This window comes from Streptomyces sp. NPDC007917, assembly GCF_042959105.1.
In the GTDB taxonomy this organism is placed as follows: Bacteria; Actinomycetota; Actinomycetes; order Streptomycetales; family Streptomycetaceae; genus Streptomyces.
Genome location: NZ_JBIBKK010000021.1, coordinates 50,489 through 72,650 on the forward strand (window position 1 = coordinate 50,489; position 22,162 = coordinate 72,650).

At 74.2% G+C, this 22,162-nt stretch carries 18 protein-coding genes; 8 read left to right on the forward strand and 10 right to left on the reverse strand.

Annotation, left to right across the window (positions count from 1 at the left end; all coding sequences use genetic code 11):
* Window positions 1–9: 9 nt before the first annotated feature.
* A complete protein-coding gene (locus ACFZDL_RS32880) occupies window positions 10–1,212 on the reverse strand; it encodes an Appr-1-p processing protein (RefSeq protein WP_353590307.1) in 1,203 nt (400 codons plus the stop codon).
* 137 nt (window positions 1,213–1,349) lie between these two features.
* On the opposite strand from ACFZDL_RS32880, the gene ACFZDL_RS32885 reads away from it, so the two are divergent.
* Genes ACFZDL_RS32885 through ACFZDL_RS32900 form a run of 4 tightly spaced genes read left to right on the forward strand, consistent with a single transcriptional unit; the run spans window position 1,350 to window position 8,201 of the window.
* Window positions 1,350–3,851: a protein kinase gene (locus ACFZDL_RS32885; protein ID WP_353590306.1), complete on the forward strand. Its 2,502-nt coding sequence runs from the start codon at window positions 1,350–1,352 to the stop codon at window positions 3,849–3,851.
* Entirely contained in the window at window positions 3,848–5,509 is a 1,662-nt protein-coding gene (locus ACFZDL_RS32890; RefSeq protein ID WP_353590305.1) for a hypothetical protein, read from the forward strand. Before ACFZDL_RS32885 ends, ACFZDL_RS32890 begins: the two co-directional genes overlap by 4 nt.
* Window positions 5,506–7,605, forward strand: coding sequence for an AAA family ATPase (locus tag ACFZDL_RS32895; protein WP_353590304.1), 2,100 nt, complete (start codon window positions 5,506–5,508; stop codon window positions 7,603–7,605). Before ACFZDL_RS32890 ends, ACFZDL_RS32895 begins: the two co-directional genes overlap by 4 nt.
* Window positions 7,602–8,201, forward strand: coding sequence for an FHA domain-containing protein (locus ACFZDL_RS32900; RefSeq protein WP_353590303.1), 600 nt, complete (start codon window positions 7,602–7,604; stop codon window positions 8,199–8,201). The genes ACFZDL_RS32895 and ACFZDL_RS32900 overlap by 4 nt, the downstream gene beginning before the upstream one ends.
* Window positions 8,202–8,256: 55 nt before the next feature.
* Here the strand turns inward: ACFZDL_RS32900 and ACFZDL_RS32905 are convergent, their stop codons facing one another.
* The 4 genes from ACFZDL_RS32905 to ACFZDL_RS32920 form a co-directional block, all read right to left on the reverse strand.
* The gene (locus ACFZDL_RS32905; protein ID WP_353590302.1) at window positions 8,257–8,889 is read right to left on the reverse strand and encodes an RES family NAD+ phosphorylase; all 633 of its coding nucleotides are present in this window, start codon (window positions 8,887–8,889) and stop codon (window positions 8,257–8,259) included.
* 26 nt (window positions 8,890–8,915) lie between these two features.
* The gene (locus ACFZDL_RS32910) at window positions 8,916–9,602 is read right to left on the reverse strand and encodes a hypothetical protein (protein ID WP_353590301.1); all 687 of its coding nucleotides are present in this window, start codon (window positions 9,600–9,602) and stop codon (window positions 8,916–8,918) included.
* Window positions 9,599–13,141, reverse strand: coding sequence for a CHAT domain-containing protein (locus ACFZDL_RS32915; RefSeq protein ID WP_353590300.1), 3,543 nt, complete (start codon window positions 13,139–13,141; stop codon window positions 9,599–9,601). The genes ACFZDL_RS32910 and ACFZDL_RS32915 overlap by 4 nt, the downstream gene beginning before the upstream one ends.
* Window positions 13,142–13,252: 111 nt before the next feature.
* Window positions 13,253–13,420 carry a hypothetical protein gene (locus ACFZDL_RS32920; RefSeq protein WP_353590299.1) on the reverse strand — a complete coding sequence of 56 codons (168 nt, stop codon included), beginning with the start codon at window positions 13,418–13,420 and terminating at the stop codon, window positions 13,253–13,255.
* A 171-nt stretch (window positions 13,421–13,591) separates the two neighbouring features.
* On the opposite strand from ACFZDL_RS32920, the gene ACFZDL_RS32925 reads away from it, so the two are divergent.
* Both ACFZDL_RS32925 and ACFZDL_RS32930 read left to right on the forward strand, forming a co-directional pair.
* On the forward strand, window positions 13,592–14,788 hold the full coding sequence (locus ACFZDL_RS32925; RefSeq protein WP_353590298.1) for a histidine kinase: 1,197 nt from the start codon (window positions 13,592–13,594) through the stop codon (window positions 14,786–14,788).
* On the forward strand, window positions 14,776–15,426 hold the full coding sequence (locus tag ACFZDL_RS32930; RefSeq protein WP_353590297.1) for a response regulator transcription factor: 651 nt from the start codon (window positions 14,776–14,778) through the stop codon (window positions 15,424–15,426). The genes ACFZDL_RS32925 and ACFZDL_RS32930 overlap by 13 nt, the downstream gene beginning before the upstream one ends.
* 88 nt (window positions 15,427–15,514) lie before the next feature.
* Here ACFZDL_RS32930 and ACFZDL_RS32935 read toward each other — a convergent pair whose 3' ends face one another.
* The 3 genes from ACFZDL_RS32935 to ACFZDL_RS32945 form a co-directional block, all read right to left on the reverse strand.
* Window positions 15,515–18,058: an FtsX-like permease family protein gene (locus ACFZDL_RS32935; protein WP_353590296.1), complete on the reverse strand. Its 2,544-nt coding sequence runs from the start codon at window positions 18,056–18,058 to the stop codon at window positions 15,515–15,517.
* The gene (locus ACFZDL_RS32940; protein WP_353590295.1) at window positions 18,055–18,819 is read right to left on the reverse strand and encodes an ABC transporter ATP-binding protein; all 765 of its coding nucleotides are present in this window, start codon (window positions 18,817–18,819) and stop codon (window positions 18,055–18,057) included. Before ACFZDL_RS32940 ends, ACFZDL_RS32935 begins: the two co-directional genes overlap by 4 nt.
* 153 nt (window positions 18,820–18,972) lie before the next feature.
* On the reverse strand, window positions 18,973–19,413 hold the full coding sequence (locus ACFZDL_RS32945; protein ID WP_353590294.1) for a helix-turn-helix domain-containing protein: 441 nt from the start codon (window positions 19,411–19,413) through the stop codon (window positions 18,973–18,975).
* A gap of 64 nt (window positions 19,414–19,477) precedes the next feature.
* Between ACFZDL_RS32945 and ACFZDL_RS32950 the strand changes: the two genes are divergently transcribed.
* Entirely contained in the window at window positions 19,478–19,858 is a 381-nt protein-coding gene (locus tag ACFZDL_RS32950; RefSeq protein WP_353590293.1) for a nuclear transport factor 2 family protein, read from the forward strand.
* A gap of 159 nt (window positions 19,859–20,017) precedes the next feature.
* Window positions 20,018–20,911: a serine hydrolase gene (locus ACFZDL_RS32955; protein WP_353590292.1), complete on the forward strand. Its 894-nt coding sequence runs from the start codon at window positions 20,018–20,020 to the stop codon at window positions 20,909–20,911.
* 81 nt (window positions 20,912–20,992) lie between these two features.
* Here ACFZDL_RS32955 and ACFZDL_RS32960 read toward each other — a convergent pair whose 3' ends face one another.
* Together ACFZDL_RS32960 and ACFZDL_RS32965 are read right to left on the reverse strand one after the other, a co-directional pair.
* On the reverse strand, window positions 20,993–21,277 hold the full coding sequence (locus tag ACFZDL_RS32960; RefSeq protein ID WP_353590290.1) for a hypothetical protein: 285 nt from the start codon (window positions 21,275–21,277) through the stop codon (window positions 20,993–20,995).
* A 205-nt stretch (window positions 21,278–21,482) separates the two neighbouring features.
* On the reverse strand, window positions 21,483–22,157 hold the full coding sequence (locus ACFZDL_RS32965) for a 4-carboxy-4-hydroxy-2-oxoadipate aldolase/oxaloacetate decarboxylase (protein WP_353590289.1): 675 nt from the start codon (window positions 22,155–22,157) through the stop codon (window positions 21,483–21,485).
* Window positions 22,158–22,162 lie beyond the last annotated feature (5 nt).

Consider the following 22,162-nt stretch of genomic DNA (forward strand, 5'->3'; position numbering starts at 1 on the left):
GCGTGGCGGTTACAGCGCGCCCACGGCTTCGGCTATCTCCCGGGTCCTGACCACCAGATGCACCCGCCAGTGGGCGTCCCGGGCGAGTTCGTCGCGGATCGCCCAGCGCAGCCAGGTCGCGCTGACCGCCGGCGACAGGCCGCCCCGGCCCGCGCCCAGGAGCGGAAAGCAGATGGACGACAGGGCGGGCTGGTAGCGGTCGCGCTCCGCGCGGGCGAGCGCGAAGCACGCGCCGACCGCGCGGGCGATGCTCTCCGGGCGTACGTGGTAGGTGTCCTCCTCCGGCATGGCCACCGCGGCGTGGTAGATCCGCCGGACGCCGCGCGCGGCGAGCGCCCCCGGGGACGTGGGGACCACCGTGCCCGGTCGGACCGGCAGGCCGGGGCGGCCATGGGCGCGCAGCCAGGCGGCGAGTTCGCGGGCGAGCACGTCCTCGACGATCTCCCCGGCCGGGTCGCGTACGGCGGCGGCGAGGCGCAGCGCGCCGGACACGGTGGGGCGGAAGGTCTTCGACATCTCCAGGTAGACGTTCTCCGAGGAGACCAGCACCTCGATGTCCCGCAGCAGCTCGATGGGCGAGACATGCACGGTGAGGGTGCTACGCGCGTCCACCGGCACGCCGTCGACCCGCAGCGGAGGCTCCTGACCGGCCCCGCCACCCTGCCTGACCGGCCCCCGAGGCCCGCCCTGGCCGCCGGGCCCGCTCTGGCCACTCAACCCGCCCGGCCCACCCGGCCCACTCAACCCACCCGGCCCCTCGGAGGGCGGCGGGCCGGCCGGCGGCTGCCCGCCGGGGAGGCCGAGCCGCTCCCGCAGGACGGTCAGCACGGCCTCGGCCAGCTGCTCCATCACCTCGCGTTCCTGCCGTTTGCGGAACCCCTCGGTGCTGACCCCGTACACCGCGGCGGCCAGCTTGCGGCGGTCGGAGGCGGGGTCGCCCCGGCGGTCGGGGAGCAGCCCGAAGGTGTGGGCCGCGGCGCGGCCCAGCACACCGTTCTCCCCGAGCCGCCGGACGGCCTCCTTGAGCAGGGCTTCGATACCGGCGGGGGCGTCGTCGGGGCCATCACAGAAGCCACCCGCCAAGGCTGCCGCGCGCAGCGCCGGCCGATCGGTTCTGCGCAGGTCGGCCAGTCCCGGCCTGCGGATGTTTTTCAGTTCGTTCAGGAGTTGATCGTATGTGGGCAGATGTGATGGCAATGGCTCCTGACTCATGGTCACCAGGCTAACGACGGCCGACGGAAGAGGAAATCATTCAATTCCCGGCCGCACGGGAACACATTTCCGAATTCCGGGGCCATGACTTTCTTGATCGACGGAGACCACATCCGCCCACGTACGAGGTGACCCACATGACCCAGCCCCTCGAGGACCCGCCCGCCACGGAATACGAAGACCACGAACAAGACGAACAAGACGAGAAACACGCCTCCGCCGGAGAACACAGCACCCCCGACGAGTACCAGGAACACAACGCCGGGCCACCGCCCACCGAACACGAGGAGCCGCCGCCTCCGGAGCCACCGCCGACCGCCTCGGCCGCCGCGGCGCCCACCGAGGCCGAGCTCCCCGGGGAGGCATCCGCGCAGGTCGCGCACGGGGGACGCGACCTGCGCGGGGACACCTCGCTGCTGCCGCTCTCGCTGCGCGACCGGTTCCGGCTGCGGGCCGTGCTGCGCCGCCCCGAGCATCCGTACCAGGCGGCCGTCTACCGCGTCGAGGACGACCGCGGCACCCACATCCTCAAGTGGTACCACCGCGGGCACGGCCCGGACCGCACGGTGTGGGAGCTGCTGGGCGACCGCCCGCGCCGGCACCTCACCCACTTCACCGAGACCGACGACACGGGGGCGGACGGCCATCCGTACGACCTGGCCCCGTCCTACGGCGAGACCGACCTGGCGAGATATCTCAAGGACAACCCGGGCCCCGTCGACCCCGCGCTCATCCACCGCGTCGTCGAGCAGCTGCACGAGGCCCTGACGACCCTGCACGAGCTGAACATCGTGCACCGGGACCTCAGCCCGGCCAACGTCGTGCTCGGCAGCCTCGACCCGGACGCCCCGAACGCCCCGGACCTGGTCCTCGTCGACTTCGCCGTCTCCGCGTACGAGCCCGCCGAGCGCTACACCCGCAGCGAGCGCTGGGTCGGCACCGCGCTCTACATGTCCCCGCAGGCGTCGCTGCGCAACCAGCTCATCCACCCGCCCGCCGACTGGTGGTCGCTCGGGATGATCGTGGCCGAGATGGCCGGCGGACGGCACCCCGTCCCGTTCACCGACAACGACTTCGTCCGGGAGGAGATCAGCTCCCGCGCGCCGGACCTGGCGCTGGTCACCGACGCCCGGCTGCTGCTGCTCTGCAAGGGGCTGCTGACCCGCGACCCCGAACACCGCTGGGGGACCGACGAGGTGGCGCAGTGGCTGGTGGGCGGCGCGCCGCCGCTCGCCCCCTGGGAGGAGGGCACCGCCCCCGGTGCGTCGGACCCGGCCGAGGACCCGGACATCGAGCCGTTCGCGTTCCTCGGCGAGCAGTACACCCGCCCGAAGCAGCTGGCCAGGGCGTTCAGCGAGAACTGGCGGCAGGCCCGGCACACCCTGGGCCGGCGGCGCGCCCGAGGGGAGTTCACCCGCTGGCTGCGCCAGTTCGAGGACAGGCCGGGCTTCGACGCCGACGAACTGGCCGCGCTGCTCGTCCTCCTGGAGGACGAACCGGGTCCCGCCGCGCTGGTCCGCCTGATCTCCTGGCTCGGCCCCACGCTCGACGCCTCCTACCGCGGGGTGCCGTTCGACCCGGCCGGGCTGCGGGAGTTGCTGCGGGCGGCCGGGCGCGGGGACGAGTTCGCCCTCTCCGTCGTCAAGGACCTGCAGGACCACACCATCCTGCCGCTGCTGGAGACGCGGCCGGGCGGCGAAGGGCTCCGCGAGGTGCACCAGCGGTGGCTGACGGCCCGGTCCCGCTGGGAGCACACCGTCGAGCAGGTGGTCGAGGAGTCGCCGCTGCTGCGCGCCTCGCGGGCCGAGGTGCGCGCCGCCACCCGGCTCGACCGCACCCGGCTCACCGCGCTCCTGTCGCTCGCCGCGGCCCCCGAGGCACACGGGCGGCGGCTCCGGGACCGGACCGCCCGCCTGAGGGCCGAGCTGCCGCAGCCCGTGGCCTGGTACGGCCGGCTGGTGCGCGACCCCGACGACCTGGTGCGGCTGCAGCTGGCCGAGTGGCTGGCCGGGTTCGCCGCGCGGGAGTCGGACGAGGCACAGGGCCGGATCGACGAAGAGCGCGCCGCCCTGCGCATCGAGCGCGACCTGGACGTGGCCACGCTGTGGGTACGCAGACAGGACATGCTGCCCACGCTCGGCTGGGCCCTCGGCGGGGCCATGGTCCTCGTCTGCCCCTGGATCGTCATGATCGGGATGAGCGACCTCGCGGGATGGGCCGCGCAGAGCAGCGTGCCGGCGGCCTGGATGCTGGCCCTCCCGGCGGCCGCGGCCGTCCCGGCGCTGGAGATGTGGGCGGCGTACCGCATCGGCAGCCCCTTCTACCACCCGGACCGCTCCCTGGCCGGGCTGGTGATCCGCCGCGCGCTGCCCGCCGCCCGCTTCATACGGCGCCCCGGCGTCCGCTTCCCGGTCCGCGGCCTGCTGCTCCTGCTGCCGCTCGGCCTGATGTGGCTCACCGTGGTCTACGCCGCCTGGGTGTGGCCGCTGGCCACCGTGGCCGCCCTCGCCTGGTGGACCTGGCACCGGCTGCGCCGCTGGCGCCGCTACGTCACGCGGCTGCGCGGCCGGGACGACCGGGCCCACCCCGGCCGCCGGGGGACGGCGGCCACCACGCCACGGACAGGAAACGTCATATGAGTTCAGCAGCAGCCCTCGCCAGTGTCGACGACGTGGTCCCCTATCTCTTGGAGCCCCCTCCGGATTTCGGCCTCATCTCGGAACCCGGCACCCTTCCGCAGGCCGTCCCGGACACGGTGCCGGACACCGGGGTACCGCACGACGCCGCCCAGAACACCGGGCTGACGGGCCATATCGACACGGGAGTCGGCCGGCACTTCGCCGACGCCGTCAACAGCGCCACCGACCACGCGGTCGACGCGGCCATGGACCAGCTGCACGACATGATGATGCCCGCGCTGATCGGCCTGAGCGCGCTCGGCGGGGCCCTGCTCGTCGGCCGCGCCACCATGGCCGGTGCGCAGATACTCGCGGCCGCCGCCATCCGGGCCGCGGAACACCAGGCCGAGCTGGAGAAGCGGCAGCTGGACGCCCGCCAGGCGGCCGCCTGCTGGCGGGACGCCGCCTTCGCCGCGGCCCGGGCCAACGCCCGCCGCGACGCACTGCGCGCCCGGATGCGGCGGTCCGCCCCGCCCCCGGGCCCCGACGGCCCGCCCGGCCCGCCTGATCTGCCTGACCTGCCGCCGCCGCTGGACCTGAGGGGCCTGAGCCTGGAGCAGGTGTGGTGCCGGCTGGCCGACACCGACCGCCGGCTGCGCCGCGCCGAGGCCGCGTACGCACGGGCCACGATGGAGGCCGCCGGCGGCCCGGCGTCCGTGCCCCACCCCGACGGCGACGACGGCTGGCACGCCAAACTGCGCGCCAGGCGTCACCGGGCGCTGGAGGAGTACGAGCGGGCCGCCACCGAGGCCGACGCGCGGAGCGCCGCCCCGCTGCCGCGGCCCACCACGGCCGCGCTCACCGAGGACGAGGTACTGCGGCGGGGCGCCGACCTGCTGGCCCTGCTCCCGCGCAACGTGTCCGCGGCGGATTACCGGTTCGTGGAGGAGAAGGTCACCAGCGCCGCGGAGGTCGCCGCCCGGCGGCCCTCCACCGCCAAGCTCCATCTGCGGGAGGCCACCCGCTTCGCCGAGCGGCTGACCCGCGAGGCCGAGCGGCGGCAGGAGACGGAGGAATGGGCGGCCCAGCGGCTGGCCTTCCTCCGGGACGTCCCGCCCGACGTCCCCGGCCCGCTGCCCGACGCCACGGCGGAGATCGCGATCCTGGAGGGAATCCTGGACAAGGGCGGCACGCCGGACGAGACCGAGCGCGTCCGGGTCGAGGCCCGCGTCGGCGAGCGGGTCGACGCGTACCAGCGCGCGTACGCCGTGGAGGTGATCCGCACGGCGGTCGAGCACGCGGAGCCCGAGGCGGTCACGCACTCGGCGTCCGGAGCGGTGCAGGTGATCGACTGGACCCCGCCGGACTGGGGCGACGACCACTGGCTCCGCGTCAGCGTGGACGCGCACGGCTCCGCCCGGGTCACCACCATGCACCGCGACCGCGACCCGGCCGAGGAGACCGACGCCGACCGCGACCTCGACTGGCGGCGCTGCGTCGAGGCCTCCGGGCATCTGCGGGAGTTGCAGCGGCTGACCGAACGGGCCGGCCTCAGCCTGCCGTTCGTCTTCGACGAGCCGCCCGAGCGGCCGGTCCCGCGCGAGAAGGACCGGTCGGCCCGTGACGACCGGCCCGCGCCCAAAGCCCGCCACCACGACGACCAGGAGCGGCGCCGATGACCGAGACAGGACCGTCCCCCGCCTCCCCGGCGGCCGGCCGCCGGGAGCGCAGCCTCCCGGCCTTCGCCGAGGAACTGGTCGGCACCCTCAGCGTCCACTCCCAGTACGTGCTGCACGGCAGCATCCGGGACGTCCACCTCGTCCGCCACGACAAGAACCCCGACGAGGGCGGCGCGGAACGGCACTACGACGCCCACCACACCCTCACCGAGGTCCTGTGGAACGCCCTGTGGCAGGAGGGCTACGAGGCGCTGGTCCGCTTCGACATCGCGGACGGGTTCACCGTCGTGACCGGCCCCGCGGCCCAGGAGGTGCGCGAGCTGCTGCACGGCCGGGACACCCCCGGGGCCGTCCGCGCCCAGCGCCCCGACACCCCCGTGCACCTGGCCGACGCCGAGCGCACACTGCGCTCGATCGTCACCGGCTGGAAGCAGCAGGGGCAGCGGCAGAAGAAGACACCCGAGGTCCGTCCGCGCCCCGATGCGCCCCAGCGGCAGGACCCGTACCGCGTGGTGCTCCTGATCGACTACGCCGCCCGCATCCCCACCGACGTCACCCGCCTCAGCGACCCCGAACGGGACTTCTTCCTCCGCTGTCTGAAGCTCGCCGAGGACGCCAGGCCGATCCGGGACCCGGAGAGCGGACGGCGGCTGTTCAACCCCGTGATCTGGCTCGCCGACGGCGAACGCGACCTGCCCACCTGGCTGGTGGCCGGCAGCGAGCGGGTCCGTACGATCGGCATCCCGCTGCCCGACCTGGGCAGCAGGCGGCGCATGGCCCAGCTGCTCGCTCAGGAGCACATCGCCAGGTCCGGCAGCGAGGGCGCGAACGGGCCGGTGCGGCTCGACAAGGAACTCCTCGGCAAGGAACTCCTCGACAAAGAGCACTCCGACGGGCAACGGCCGCCGGACGAACACGACGTCGACACCTTCGCCCGGGCCACCGCCGGGCTGACGCTGCGCGCCATGCGGGAGAGCGCCCGCATGGCCCTCGACCGCGGGCTGACGTACGCCGAGATGCGGGACGCGGTGCGGGTCTACCAGCTCGGCGTCAAGGACAACCCCTGGCAGGCGGATTACGTCCGCGAGCAGATCAGGAAGGGCGAGGCGTACATCCGCTCGCGGGTGAAGGGCCAGGAGAAGGCGGTCGGCAAGACGCTGGACATCCTCAAGCGCGCCGCCCTCGGCCTCTCCGGCGCCCAGGCCTCCCACCCCGGCAGCCGGCCGCGCGGTGTGCTCTTCTTCGCGGGCCCGACCGGCACCGGCAAGACGGAGCTGGCCAAGTCGGTGGCCACGGTGCTGTTCGGCACCGAGGACGCCTGTCTGCGCTTCGACATGAGCGAGTTCTCCGCCCCGCACTCCGTGGACCGGCTGCTCGGCGCGCCACCGGGATACGTGGGCTACGAGGCGGGCGGCGAACTGACCACGGCGGTGCGCAACGACCCTTTCCGGGTGGTGCTGTTCGACGAGATCGACAAGGCCGACAAGGGCGTGCTGGACAAGTTCCTGCAGGTGCTGGAGGACGGCCGGCTCACGGACGGGCAGGGGGTCACCACGTACTTCAGCGAATGCGTGCTGATCTTCACCTCCAACCTCGGGGTCAGGAAGCGGACCGGGGGAGGGAGCGGGCGCTCGGGGCGGGTGGCCGAGCCGGGCATGCCGTACCACCAGCTGGAAGAGATCATCCTGACCAACGTCAAGGAACACTTCGTCGAGGAGATCGGCCGCCCCGAGCTGATGAACCGGCTCGGCGGCAACGTGGTGGTCTTCGACTACATCGACGCGAAAGTCGCCGCCGAGATCTTCACCTCGCAGATCGGCAACATCCAGCGGGTGCTGCGGGAGGAGCAGGGGGTGCATCTGCGCCTGTCCGACGCGGCACATCAGGCGCTCTCCGCCTACTGCACGGCCGACGCCGACAACGGCGGCCGGGGCATCGGCATGCTGCTGGAGACCCATCTGATCAACCCGCTGGCCCGCGCGCTCTTCGACCAGGAGGCGCTGGCGGGCACGGTGGTCACCGTCACCGGCGTACGTCCGGCCGCCGACGGGACGGTGGCCCTGGACCTGCGGGTGGTACGGGATGGTGGCCGGTGAGCAGGGACTCCTGGGTGCGCGTTCCCGAGGCCGGGGACGAGGACGACGAGGAGGAGCAGGGGCAGGGCCAGGGGCCCGGACAGGAACCGGGACCGGACCAGGACCAGGAACAGGACCCGGAGCCGACACCGACACCGACACCGACACCGGCGCCCAGACCCGGGGTCGAGCAATCCACACCCTGCTGGAACTGCGGTGCGCCGGTCACCCCTCGGGACCCCCACTGCACTTCCTGCGACCGCACCCGCACCCATGCGCTGCTGGTCTGCACCGACCCCTGTCTGGAGCTCAGACACGGCCCCGGCCCGCCGCTCACCCTGGGCCGTCACCCGGACTGGGCTCCGGACACCGCCGCGCTCTTCGCCGACCGGCCGAAGGTCTCCCGCCGCCATGTGTCGATCACGGTGGCACCGGACGGGAGCGCCTGGGCCGAGGAGCCCCCCGAGGGCAGCCACAACGGCACGTTCATCAACGGCGCCAAGCTCATGCCGGGCGTCCGCACCCCCCTGCGCGACAACGACCAGCTCCGGCTCGGCCTGCGGATCAGCATCACCGTACGGCTTTACGGCCCCGACCCCCGCGACGGCACTGGCTGACCCGGGCCGGGCCGAGCGGGGCGCGGGGCGGCAACCCCCGTGCCGCCCCGCGCGCTCACATCCGCATGCCGGGCGGCACGACGACCGCCCGCAGCGGAGCCAGGAGTTCGTTGGCCACGCTCGCCCCCTCGAAGGTCCCCAGGTTGTGGGCGTGGCCCGGCACCGCCTTCAGCGGCTCCGCCCCGCAGCGGTCGCCGAACAGCACCAGCGCCCGGCGGTCCCGGTGCCGCCGCGACTCCCAGATCAGCCCCTGGGCCCCTGGCGCCTGGCGCCGGATCTCCCGCGCCCAGGCGCGCGTCTGCGCATAGCCCGGCCCGTCGGTCTCCAGCAGCCACGAGTTCTGGAACACCCCGGCCAGGTCCTCCTCCTTGACCAGCCGCACCAGCGTGAGGTCTTCGGTCACCCGCAGCTTGGAGAGCGAGCGGATCGCCGCCTTCGCCCACGGCACCTGGCGCATCCCGGCCGGCCAGGTGAACTCCATGTCCCGCAGCAGCACCTCGGCCAGCGTGGTGGCCGGCTCCAGGGCCGCGTACAGATACGGATACGGGTCCTCGGCCGTGCCGTCGAAGCGGCTGCCGCCGAAGTGGGAGTGCGCGGTGACCGGGTTGAACGCGGTGCAGGGGTACGCGGTTTCATGACACCGCCACAGCTCGGTGCCCGCGTCCAGAACGACCAGCGTCGGACTCATGCGCGCGTCCTCGAAGGGGGCCTGCTCTACCATGCGCCATCCCCCACCAACGCGGCGGCGGCCTCGGTCAGCAGCGCGTCCGGGACCCGCCCCACCAGGGCGGCGGGCGTGTCCCGCAGCCAGGAGTTGCCGGCGAGCCACCAGTCCGCCGCGCCCCAGGGGTCCTGGTCGGACAGCAGCAGCCTGTTGATCCGCTGCACGACCGGGCGGGGCTCGCCGGTATCCGGGTCGAACTGGAAGTCGGGGTAACGGTCGCCCAGCTCGGGGTCGGTCAGGCGGATGAGCCCGGCCCTGGCCGGGTCCTCGGCGGCGGCGCCCGTAAGCTCCTCCGGGCCGCGCGCGGGAGCGGTCAGCAGCCGCTGTCTGACCCCCCGGGCGATCGCGGCGCTCGCGGGATCGAGTGCCGGCCAGTCCACCGACTCCAGCAGCCGTATCAGCGCGTCCAATTGACCGGCGTCGGGCAGCACCGCCGCCGGTACGGCCCCCGCCGAACGGAACTGGTCCAGCCGTCTGCGCAGTCCGTGCTCGCGCGGCAACGGCAGCAGACACAGCCGCACCTCGCGCAGCGCGAGGCGCGTGGCCCGCGCGTCGTCCCCGACCTCCCGCAGCCGTCGCACACTGTCCTGGAAGCGGGCGAACTGCGGGGCGGTGAGCGACGCGCGGATCTCCGGCAGGTGCCGGCGCAGCAGTTCCAGCAGATCGTTGGTGGTCATGGCCGTCCTCCCGCCACGGTGGCCTGGGCCGCCGGGTTGCCCTGGTGGATGAACCCGGCCCAGGACACGACCCGGGCGAGCCCCCTCACATTGCCCTCGGTCTCCGTCAGCAACTCATCCCTCAGCCCCGGCACGGGGCGCCTGTCCGGATCGAGCATCCACAGCTGGGCGGCGCGCAACGCGTCCGGCGGCGCCAGCCCCGTCACGGTCAGGTGGTGGTGGAAGACCACCATCAGCGCGGCGGACGCGCTGTCCGGCACCTTCCACCGCGAACCCACCACGTCCGTGGCCCCGCGCGCCAGCAACGCCGTCGTCGGGGTCAGCGCCTCGTCGTGGTCACGGCTGCTGAGGTCCGTCTCACAGGCGCTGAGCACGACCAACGGCCCGGCGGCGGAACGGCCCTCGGCGGACACGGCCGGTACGTCGAGGATGCGGGTGACCGTCAGCCGACCGGAGCCCTGAGCGCCCTCGGCGAGGTGGAGGGCCGAGTCGGTGGGGCGCAGCCCGGCCAGGCCATGGACGACGAGGTGCAGCAGCGAGGCGGGCGATGGACCGCCGGGGAGGTGCGAGAGCACGTCCTCGGGCGTACCCAAGGCGTCTTCGTGCCACCCGTACAACCGCGCGCCGGGATAGTAGGCCGCCCGCAGAGCCGCCACCTCGTCCCGCGCCCACATCAAATCGCCGCTGGGATCGGCCACCAGCACCACACGCTCACCCCGGACGCCGGGCCGGCCACGCCGCGCCGCCCGCAGGAACTCCCCGCCCGACGCGGCGTACGACACGACCACGCTCTCGCACACATACCTGTACGCCGACGGCGCGGGGAACCGGGCCGCGTGCCAGGGCACCGCACCGAGATTGCCGCACGGCACGAGCACGAGCCGGACCGGGGCCTGTTCATCCGGGCCGTCCGCCGTACGGACCCCGAGCGCGTCCAGCACCGGCCCGAACACCGCGGGCCCCGCCCAGTTACACAGCCCCTCCAGCGCGGTCTCCCACTGCCGGTGGGCCTTGTCGTACGCGTCCAAGTCGCCCTCAGGCACCGCCGACCGCGCCGCGCCCGCGTCCAGATAGCGCTCCAGCGGCTCGCGGCCGAGCGCGCCGAGGCCCGGCAGTTCCAGCGCGGCCGGCGGGGCCGTACGCGGTACGAGCACGGCCACACCGTCGGCCGTGCCCTGCCCGGGCACCAGGTAGACCAGGGCGTCGGCCCCGGCGGCCCGCAGCCCCTCCCGCAGCTCCGTGAGGCCGGGCGCGCCGAGCAGTCCGCGCAGCCCCTCCGCCCCGCCGTCCGGCCGCCGCAGGGCGTCCAGGGCGCGGCGGCGCAGGGTGCTGGGGATGGCGAGGCCGGCGGCGGGCCCGGTCGGCATGATGCGGGCGAGCGCGCTCCGGACATCCTCCGGAGCGCCGGTGCCGGTGGCGATTCCGGCGCCGCCGTCCGTCGGGGCGGCCGGGGGCGGGAGGTCCCGTACGGCGGTCCGCCACTGCTCGGCCAGCTCCGCCTCGCCCCGCGCGGCCAGCTGCTCCGGGACCCCGGCCGCCGCTGCGGCGGCGCGCAGCACCAGCCCCCGCCCGTTCTCCAGCGACTCCACCGCCTCGCCGATGCGCCCGTCCACCGCTGCCCAGCCGGCGGCGAGCAGCGCGCGGCCGGCCCCCGCCCTGGCCACTTCGAGGCCGTGTTCGGCGCCGAGCTGGAGCAGGACGTCCTCGGCGAGCACCCGCAGCGACTCCTGCGCGGTGGCGAGGGCGGCGCCGAGGTCGTCGCGCTCCCGGTCGCCGCGCAGGTGGTACGCCTCGGCCAGGTCCCACAGCACCTTCTGGTGGGTGTCCGGGGTGGTGCGGTCGGTGAGGTCGCGGCGGGCCTGTTCCAGCTCGCCGATGGCCTCCTCCAGCACGGAGGGGTCGCCGGTCGACTGGTGGACGGTCAGCAGCGCGTACACGAGGGCCTGGCGGATGCGCACATGCCAGTCGGGCGTCGAAGCGGGGCCGTCCAGGGCCCGCCGGGCCCTGGCCACGGCTTCCCGGGCCCGCGCGGGGTCGGGTTCGACCACGGAGAACAGGGTCAGCGCGGGGGCCCAGGCCGCGTCCATCATGGGCCGGGCGAAGGCCGGGACCTTCGGATGCCGCGCCCCCTCCTCGAGATAGGCGACGGCGGTGCGCAGGGCGGTGACCCCGCCGTCCAGCAGCGCCAGGCTCAACTGGACCTGGCCGAGCAGGAAGAGCACCAGGAACTGCCATTCGCTGTGGTCCTCTGTCTCCTCCAGCAGATCGAGCAGTTCGTCCAGCAGCCCCTCCAGCTTTTCGCTGTCCCGCTCGTCCAGGGCCTGGCTGGTGCGCAGGTGAAGGTGCATGCACTGGTTGCAGATCCGCAGCCCCGCCGCGGCGGGCCCGGTGGCGTGTGCCGAGTCGAACACCGAGGAGGCGGGGTCGAAGAGCTGGTCGAGGCGGGCGCGCGCCTGGTCGCGGTCCTTGAGGTTGCCGCCCAGGGTGGTGGCCGCGGCCAGCAGGCCGGGCGAGATGAGGCCGGCCATCCAGTCCACCCGGCTGGAGCCCCCTTCTCCCACCGCCCCGTTGATCAACTCCGCCGCCTCGGCCAGCCGGTCGGCGTCGCCCGTGCGCACGCCGTGGGCCATGCGGCTGAGCGCGGCCCGCATCGCGGTCTCCGCCTCTTCCCCATCCGGGCCCCGGCTCACCGTCTCGACCAGGGTGTCCAGGTCCTCCGGCCGGACGGTGCCGGGCACTTGGAGCTCCGTCAGGAGAACGACCTGCGCGAAGGTGAGGGCGGCCTCCTCTTCGGTGAACTCCTCCGGCGGCTCGGCCGCACCGTCGTCCGTGGCGAATTCGGCGGCCATGTCGCTCAGGGTCCGCAGCAGCTCGGAGTAGCCGCCCGGCAGCCGCTCCGACGTCCGGGCGGCCAGGTCGGCCATCTGGTCGAGGTCCCCGGAGCGCCCTGCGGACTGGACCAGCTCAAGAATCTCGACAGCCCACGACAGGGGTTCTGAGAGCTTCTCGGGCAGCTTCGGCGCCAGTTCGGTCAGCAGTCCGGCCAGCTCCGCGAGGTCACCGGTGAGTTCCGGGTCGCCCGCCGATATCCGGCGGCCCACCTGGAAGGACTCCATGAGCTGGGACAGCGTGCCGTTCCGCCCGGTCACCATGGCGGGCGTCAGCAGCAGCTGCGTCTGGTCGAGCGCGGCGAAGGTCTCATCCCGCGGGTCGAGCGCCCCGGCGGCGCGGGCCGCGCGCAGCAGCCGCAGCCCCCGGGCCCGGTCCTCGTCCGTGGGGGCGCGCTGGTAGCGGTCGGCGTACAGGCCGCCGAGCCGGGCCCGTACGGTGCACAGCAGCGGGTCGGTGTCCGGGACGGCGGCGGTCAGCTCCGCTTCGAGCGCGTCCAGTTCGGACCGTACGCGGTCGGCTCGCGCGGGGTCGGGTGGCGCGGAGGCTGATGGCGCGCCGGCGGTGCGGTTCGACGCGGTGTGCGCCAGGGCCTCGGCCGCGGCCCGTTCGGCCCTGTCGCGCAACGCCACGACGTCCTTCTCGCGCATGAGCCCGTCCCCCTTCGCCTCGCGAGGCTTTGTCCATCATCAGCCCACAGGCTCGGACGCAGGAGGGGGTTGATCGGCTCTGCCGGAAACCGACCGGAAGACGTCCGCGAATCACCCGGAGTGCTTCTCGCGCAGGACGTACAGGCCCGCCGCCGACGCGAGCACCACGACGCCCGTGCCGACGCTGACGAGGATCTGCGTGACCCCGCTGAGCGTGATGCTGGTGAAGACGTTGGCGACGAGGGCGAGGGTCAGGAGGGCCCAGAGCAGAGACTTCATGGCGGGTTCCTTCGGTGAGCGGTTCCGGTGGGCTTGTGTGATCCACAATGCCGCCCCGGCACAGGGGTGTTCGAGGGAGCGCCCTCCCGAAGTCATGGTGTAGCGCGCTCCACCAACGGCCGGGTACCACGATCGCCCGCGCCCCCGCGGCAGGTCACCTAGCCTGAGGCCATGCGCGAGACGGTGCGGCAGGCGGGGCGGGCCACGGCCCACTTGATGAGGGGGGCCGGGCTGGCCCTGGCGTCGTATCTGTTCATCGCGCTGCTGCTGTTCACCGCCGTCGCGACGGCCCTCGTGGTCGGCGCGGGTGTGCTGCCCGAGACGGTGCTGCTGCTGCGCAGGATGGCCGGGTTCAAGCGGCGGGAGGTGGCCGCCTGGTCGGGGAAGCCGGTCCCGGAGGCGTACCGGCCGCTCACCGGTGAGCTCTTGGAGCGGGTGCGCACGGCGACCCGGGACCCGGGCACCTACCGGGATCTGCGCTGGCTCGTCGCGCACTTCGGCTACGGCTTGGTCCTGGCGTACGTCTCGCTGATCGTGTGGGCCGTGGGTCTGTTCGTCGACGGGGTGTGGTGCGGGCTGCTGAAGCGCCGAGCCGTGGTGCTGCCGCTGCTCTCCCGCCTCGCCGACCTCGACGCCTCCTTGTCGACCGCGCTGCTGACCCCCTCGCCCGAGGCCCGGCGCAGCGCCGACCTCGCCGAGCGGGTCGAGGAGCTGACCGTCACCCGGGCGGGCGCCGTGGCCGCGCACGGCGCCGAGCTGCGCCGTATCGAGCGCGATCTGCACGACGGCGCCCAGGCCCGGCTGGTGGCCCTGTCGATGCGGGTGGGGCTGGCCAGGCGGGCGTACGAGAAGGACCCCGAGGCGGCGCGCAGACTCCTCGACGACGCGCAGAACCAGGCGGAGGAGGCCCTGACCGAGCTGCGCCATGTCGTCCGCGGCATCCACCCGCCGATCCTCACCGACCGCGGCCTCGTCGGCGCGGTCCGCGCGCTGGCGGCCAGCAGCGGTCTTGACGTGGCCGTGGACGCGGACGGGGTCGAGGGGGACGGCGTGCCGCGCGCCCCCGCCGCGGTCGAGGCGGCCGCGTACTTCGTGGTCGCGGAGGCGCTGACCAACGCCGCGAAGCACAGCGGGTCCCGGCGGGCGCGGGTGGAGCTGATCCGTACGGCCGGGCGGCTGCGGCTCGTGGTGCGCGACGAGGGCAAGGGCGGCGCCGAGACCCCGGCCGCGGGCCCCGGCGGGGGGATGGGCGGCAGCGGATTGCTCGGGATGCGGCGCCGGGTGGCGGCACTTGACGGGACCATGGAGGTGAACAGCCCCGCCGGGGGGCCGACCGTGATCGAAGTGGAGCTGCCGTGCGCGTGGTGATCGCCGAGGACAACGCCCTGCTGAGGGAGGGGTTGGTCCTGCTGCTGACCTCCGCCGGGCACGAGGTGGTCGCGGTCGCCGGCAGCGGCCCCGAGGTGCTGCCCGCGCTCCTCGAACACCGCCCGGACGTGGCCGTCCTCGATGTGCGCATGCCCCCGGGCTTCCGCGACGAGGGCCTGCGGGCGGCGCTCGCGGCGCGCAAGGAGATCCCCGGTCTGCCGGTGCTGGTGCTCTCCCAGTACGTCGAGGAGACGTACGCCGCGGAACTTCTGGGCGGGGGCGCGAGCGGGGTCGGCTATCTGCTGAAGGACCGGGTGGGCCGGGTCGACGCGTTCCTGGACGCCCTGGAGCGGGTCGCGGCGGGCGGCACGGCGCTGGACCCGGAGGTGGTCACGGAGCTGATGACCCGGCGCCGCGACGATCCGCTGGACTCCCTGACCCCGCGCGAGCGCGAGGTGCTGCACCTGATGGCGGAGGGCCGCGACAACACCACGATCGCCAAGACGCTGGTCGTCTCGGACCGCGCGGTCAGCAAGCACATCGGCAACGTCTTCGCGAAGCTGGGCCTGCCGCCGAGCGACAGCGGGCACCGCCGGGTGCTGGCGGTGCTCGCGTATCTGAACAAAGGGCGCGTGTGAGTTTGCGGTGAGTATGAGACAGCGACACGCCGTGGCATCGGCGTGTCGCTGTCTCATACTCACCGCAAACCCACGTGTCGGACGCCCCTCAGCCCCCCGCCGGGCCCGCACCCGGGTAGCGGCCGCGCAGCGCGGCGCGGGCCGGGGGCAGGATTCCGGCGGCCGTGGTCACCGCGACCACGGTGACGATCACCAGGCCCTGGACCGGTGGCAGATAGGGCACCGTACGGGCCATCGCCACGCTGAAGGCGAGGAGCGGCACCGACGCCACCACCGCGCCCACGGCCAGGCCCGTGACCGCCGTGGCCCCCGCCTCGAGCCGCAGCATCCGCCGCAGCTGGCGGCGGCCGGCGCCGGCGAGGCGCAGCAGGCGCAGCTCGGGGCGGCGGCCGATCGTGATGAGCGAGAGGGTGCTGAGGACGGCGATCACCGTGTAGGCCCCGATCGCGGAGACCGCGGCGACCGTGACCACCTCGACCAGCTCCTGGTCCTCCGGCTCGACCCGGATCGGCGCGGGGTCCGGCTCCACGCGGGCCCCGGGGACCGCCGCGGCCAGGGCCTTCGCGACCGCCGTGCGGTCGGCGTCGGGCGCGGCCGTGACCAGGACCCGGCCGGCGCCGGGCAGCGAGGTGTGGGCGAGGAGTTCGTCGCGCGAGAGGAGGAAGTCGCCCAGCGCGAGGGAGCGTTCGTAGGTCGCCACGACCCGTAGCCTCGCCTCCACGCCGTCCCCGAAGCGGAGCGTCACCGTGGAGCCGGGGCGGGCGTCGAGGGAGCGTGCCCGGTCGCCGCCGACGGCGACGGTGCCGGGGCGCAGGGCCCGCAGGGTGCCGTTTTGCACCCCGGCGTCGAGGGTGTGCGGCAGCCGCTGCGGGGTGACGCCGAGGACCGGCAGCCGTTCGAGCCGGGGCTCGCCGGTCTCCCGCCGGGCCAGCACCACCGTGCCGCGTACGACCTCGGTGGCCGCGCGCACCCCGGGCACGTCCCTGATCCGCTCCACGGCGCCGCCCGGCAGTCCGCCGTCCGCGCGCACCGCGAAGTCGGCGCGCATCGCCTCGCGGGCCTGGGCCCGGCCGGCGTGGGTGAGCGTGGCGCCGCCCGCGAGCTGTACGGCGGCGAAGGCGGTGACCAGGATGATCGGGGTGAGGGCCGCGCCCAGGCGGGGGGCGGCGGCCGTGCAGTTGGCGGCGGCGAGCCGGCCACCGGGACCGCCGAAGCGGCGCAGGGGGGCGCCGAGTATCCGCATCGCGCCCAGGGCGATCCACGGCCCGAGCACGGCGCACCCGATGACCATGGTCACCGCGGCCGCCCCGGCCGCCATGGCGGCGGCCTGCCCTGACTGCAGGACGGCCGTCCCCGCCGAGCTGGCCCCCAGGGCCAGCAGCACAAGACCGGTGACACGGCGCGGCGTGCCGGGAGCCGACTCGCGCAGCGCCTGGGCGGGGCGGAGCTTCGCGGCCCGGGCGCAGGCGATCCACGCGGCGGCGCGCGCGATCAGGACCGTGATCCCCGCGGTGACCAGGGGCGCGGGCCACAGCCAGAGCGGGAAGGGGAGTTCGAGGCCGGACGGCAGCGCGCCGCGCGCGCCCAGCAGCCCGCGCAGCCCGGCGTACGCGGGGAGCGCGCACCCGGCGCCCAGCAGCGCCGCGCGGGCCGCGACCCGCCCCACCTCCCGGCCGACCGCGCCGCGCAGCTGCCGCGGCGTCGCGCCGACCGCGCGCAACAGCCCGATCTCGTGGGAGCGTTGCCGCAGCGCCTGGACGACCGTGGACGACACGACGAGCAGCGCGACGAGGACGACGGTGGCGGCCACGGAGGCGAGCAGTTCCAGCAGGCCCGTGCGGGCCGGCGCGGCGGCCAGGAACTCGGGCCCGCCGCGCCCGTTCCCGGTCAGCACCCGGAGCCCCGCCGAGTCGCCGTCCGCGCGCCGCCCCACGCTGTGGATCCCCGCCGCGTCCAGCGCGTGCCGCACCCGGGAGTACAGCGCGTCGGTGCCCACGCCGGATTCGGCGATCACCCCGATGGCGTCCAGGGTGCCCGGGTGCCCGGCCAGGCGGCGGGCCTCGGCCGCCCGGAAGTAGACGGCGGCGCGCGGGCCGTCGGCGGTACCGACGACGGTGTACGCCGCGTCGGCGCCGGCCACGCGCAGCGTGACCCGCTCGCCGAGGCGGGCCCCGCCGCCCACCACGACCTCGTCCGCCCGGCGCGGTGCGCGCCCGTCGCGCAGTTCGTACGGCGCGAGCCGGGCCGCGTCCCAGGCGCGGCCGGTGACGGCCCGGCCCGCGCGCCCGACCTGGAACACGTCGTCGGCGACGGCCTCCCGTACCCCCGGCACCTTCCGCACCACGCCCAGCGCGCCCGCCGGCACCCGCACCCGCTCGGTGAGCCCGGCCCGCGCGGTCTGGGGGTCGCTGCCCCAGGGCTTGGCGGTGAAGCGGGTCTCCTGGTCGCCGGTGACGACGAGGCCGGCCGCCGCGTACCGCTCCACCCGGGCGTGGCCGAGCCCGGCCGAGGCGAGGGCGAGCGCGAAGGAGCCGAGCAGCAGGGAGGTGAGGGCGAGCGCCGCGAACACGGCGGCCCACGCCTTGCGGTGGGTACGGGCGGCGCGGGAGGCCAGCAACTTGGTCACGCTCATGCCAGGTCCCGCATCACGCGGCGCACTTCATCGGCCCCGGGCCGGTCCAGCCGCCCCACGGCCCGCCCGCGCGCCAGAAACAGGGCCTCGTCCGCCCAGGCGGCCGCGGCCGGGTCGTGGGTGACCATCACCACCGTGTGGCCGTCGCGGTCGACGGCCTGCCGCAGCAGCGCGAGCACGCCGTCCGCGGTGGCCGGGTCGAGCGCGCCGGTGGGCTCGTCGGCGAAGACGATGTCGGGCTCGGTGACCAGCGCGCGGGCGATCGCGACCCGCTGGGCCTGCCCGCCGGACAGCTCCGCCGGCCGGTCCTCGCCCCGCTCGGCGAGCCCCACCGCCTCCAGCGCCCACACGGCCCGCCTGTCCGGCGGCGCGCCGCCGAGCAGCAGGGGCAGGGCGACGTTCTCCGCGACGCTCAGTGACGGGACGAGGTTGTGGGCCTGGAAGACGAACCCGATCCGCTCCCGCCGCAGCCGCGTCAGCGCGGCCTCCTTGAGCGAGGCCAGCGCCGTGCCCCCGATGCGCACCGTGCCCGCCGTCGGCCGGTCGAGCCCGGCGGCGCACTGCAGCAGGGTCGACTTCCCGGACCCGGAGGGCCCCATCACGGCGAGGAACCGGCCGCGGGGCACCGTGAGATCGACGGGGTGCAGCGCGGCGGTGCCCCGCCGGTACTCCCTGCTCACCCCTTCCAGCGCGAGCGCGTCGGCCACCGCCCCCGCCCCCACCGTGCTCACCGTCCCCGAACCGCCCCGCTGCCTGCGCATGTGTACGCCCCTCCCCAGTGATCGGCCTGGATCGGCCTGCTCGCTTCGTCCGCTCACGAGGCTAGGAACGGGCAGGGGTGCGGGGGCAGAGAGAGCACTCCCGTTCCGGGGGTGCAGCGGGCTACACCCTTCGAGAATGCGCTGGTATCAACGTCAGCTGTTCCGGGCTCCAGGGGGCATACGGGCCGGAGGAACCGCTGGGCCCCTGGCGGGTCCCGCGGCGCCCCAGTCCCACAGCGCCTGCAGGACGGGGCCCAGCATGCGGCCGTGCGGGGTGAGGCGGTAGCTGACGGTGGGCGGCCACCCCGCGCTGCGGTTCCTCTCGACGACTCCCGCCGTGACGAGCCGGCCGAGACGGTCGCTGAGGACTTTGTCGGAGAGGGCGGGAAGGCGTGCGGCCAAGTCGCTGTAGGAGCAGCTTTCCTGGCGCAGCAGTTCACGTACCACCAGGGTGGTCCAGCGGCCGCGCAGGGCGGCGAGCGTGATCTCCACGGGGCAGGTGGGACTGGGAGCGGCGAGCCGCGCGCCCGGCGCGTCGGGCAGGCCGGGAGCCGGGGCGGCCGTCGGGGGGTGGCCTACCGTTCGGTGAGTCACGATGCCGTCTCCTACCGTTGTCGCGTCCCGGGCGCCCACCCGATTCGCCGGACAGGAGACACCCATGACACATCCCAGCACAGGCTCCGCCCGCCCGCTTCCGACCCGGGCGCAGGATGTGCCCGCCGCCTTCGCCGACCGTTTCAACCACGGTGATCCCCAGGCGGTGCAGGAGCTGTACGAGGCGGAGGCGGCCTTTGTGTCCGAGTCCGGGGTCACGGTGCACGGCACGGCCGCCATCGCCCGCCAGAACGCCCCGTTCCTCGGCCTGGGGCTGCCGATCTCCGTACGCCCCCGGCGCGTCCATGTCGCGGGCGACATCGCCCTGTTGATCGTGGACTGGGAGATCACGGGCAAGGTGTCGGGGACGGCCACGGATGTGGTCCGGCGCGGAGCCGACGGCTACTGGCGCTATGTTGTCGACAGTCCGTTCGGTGGCGTCTGAGGCGGCGCCTTTGACGGTGGCGAGCACCCGGCCCGCGCGTCGCCGGGCGGGGGGATGGGCTACTGTCACGGAGGCACATCCATTTACCTGTCTCATGCGTCTCTTGAGCAAGCGGCACTTTCATATCGCCGCCCCGCAGGGGCATTTGGAGTATCAGTCTTGAAAACCGGCATCAAGGGCATTCGTCGCGTATCCGCCGTGGCCATCGTCGCCGCGGGAGCCGTCCTGTCCGCCGGGGCGCTCGCCCCCGCGCAGGCCACCACGGTCGCGACCCCCACGATCACCGCCAAGGGCGGGTTCGTGATGAACAACGGCACGGGGAAGTCCCTCTACACCAAGGCAGCGGACACCCGCCTCTCCACCGGCTCCACCACCAAGATCATGACGGCCCGGGTGGTCCTGGCCCAGCCGAACCTCAACCTGGACGCGAAGGTCACGGTCCAGAAGGCGTACAGCGACTACATCGTCGACAACAACTGGGCCTCCTCGGCGCGTCTGATCGTGGGCGACAAGGTCACCGTCCGCCAGCTGCTGTACGGGATGATGCTCCCGTCCGGCTGTGACGCGGCGTACGCGCTGGCCGACAAGTTCGGCACCGGGTCGACGCGGGCGGCGCGGGTGAAGTCGTTCATCGGCAAGATGAACTCGACCGCCAAGAGCCTGGGCCTGACGAACACGCACTTCGACTCGTTCGACGGCATAGGGCACGGCGCGAACTACTCCACGCCGCGCGACCTGACCAAGCTCGCCAGCAGCGCGATGAAGTACTCCACGTTCCGTACGGTCGTGAAGACGAAGTCGACGAAGCAGAAGGTCACCACGAAGAGCGGTGGCTACCGCTACATGGAGTGGACGAACACCAACCCGCTGCTGGGCACCTACTCGGGCACCATCGGCGTGAAGACCGGCTCGGGCCCCGAGGCCAAGTACTGCCTGGTCTTCGCCGCCACCCGGAACAACAAGACGGTCATCGGCACGGTCCTCGCCTCCTCCTCGGTGGACAACCGCACGGCGGACGCGAAGAAGCTGCTGAACTACGGCTTCGCCAAGTAACGTCCGAACACCCCTGGGCCCGCCCTCGACCGGCATCCGGTCGAGGGCGGGCCCTTGTGGTGCCGTGGCCGCCCGTGGGGCTCAGGCGATCTTGGGCGCGGCGCGCATGCCGATGTAGCAGCAGGCGGTGGAGTCGGACAGGGTGGAGAACACGACAGGCATCCAGTCCTCGCTGAAGGAGGGGCCGGCGCCGGAGGCGGCGAAGACGGTGTCCGAGAGGGGGACCAGATCCGCCTCGATCGGCGGGGAGAAGTCCTTCATGCCGTCGACGAACTCGTACGTCAGGTGGAGCGCGCCCGAGCGCTCGGTGACGGTGACGGCGACGCCCTCGCGCCGGTAGGTGCCGAGGTGCGGGGTGATGTCCACCGCGGGCGGCCGGGCCGCCGGGGCGAAGGCGTCCGGCGCGTACTGCCCGATCGAGGCCCGTCATGACCGTAGCGACTGCGCGAGCAGTACGCCGGCCTGCGCGACAAGGACCCGCGCGAGATCCGCGACGACAAGTTCGACTACGGACTGCAGCGGGTCCTCGACGGGCCGGCGACCCGGCTCGGCTGAGCCGGGCCCGCAGCCGCTACTCGTCGATCACCAGGCCCTTCGCCTCCAAGACGGCCGCGAGCCCGCTGACCTCGATGACGCTCTTCCCGGCGCGATAGGAAGCGATGTACGCCTCTTCGGCGTCGACCCGCTCCTGGGACGTGCGGACGACGTCCGCCAGCTCTTCCCGGCGTACGACCACCACCCCGTCGGCGTCCGCGCGCACCACGTCCCCGGGGCGGACGAGCTCGCCGCCGATCAGCACGGGCTCGGCCATCGGGCCGACGGTCTCCTTGACGGTGCCCTTGATGGACACGCTGCGGGAGAACACCGGGAAGCCGAGCGCGCGCAGCTCCCGGGTGTCGCGGACGCCGGTGTCGGTGATCAGACCGCCCAGGCCCTTGGCCACGCAGGCGTTGGCCAGGACGTCGCCGAAGGAGCCGGCCTCGGCGTAGTCGCCTGCGGACACCACGATGACGTCGCCGGGGCGGGCGTGGGCGATGGCGACCTGGAGCATGATGTTGTCGCGGGGGGCGCAGCGGACGGTGAAGGCCGGTCCGCACAGGGACATGTCGGGGTCGACCGGCTTGATCACCGAGGCGAGGGCGCCGAGGCGGCCCTGGGCCTCGTGGATCGTGGCGGCCGAGTAGGCGGCGAGCCGGTCGACCAGGGCCGGGTCGGGCCGGTCGAACGCGGTGTTGACGCGGATCATGGGGC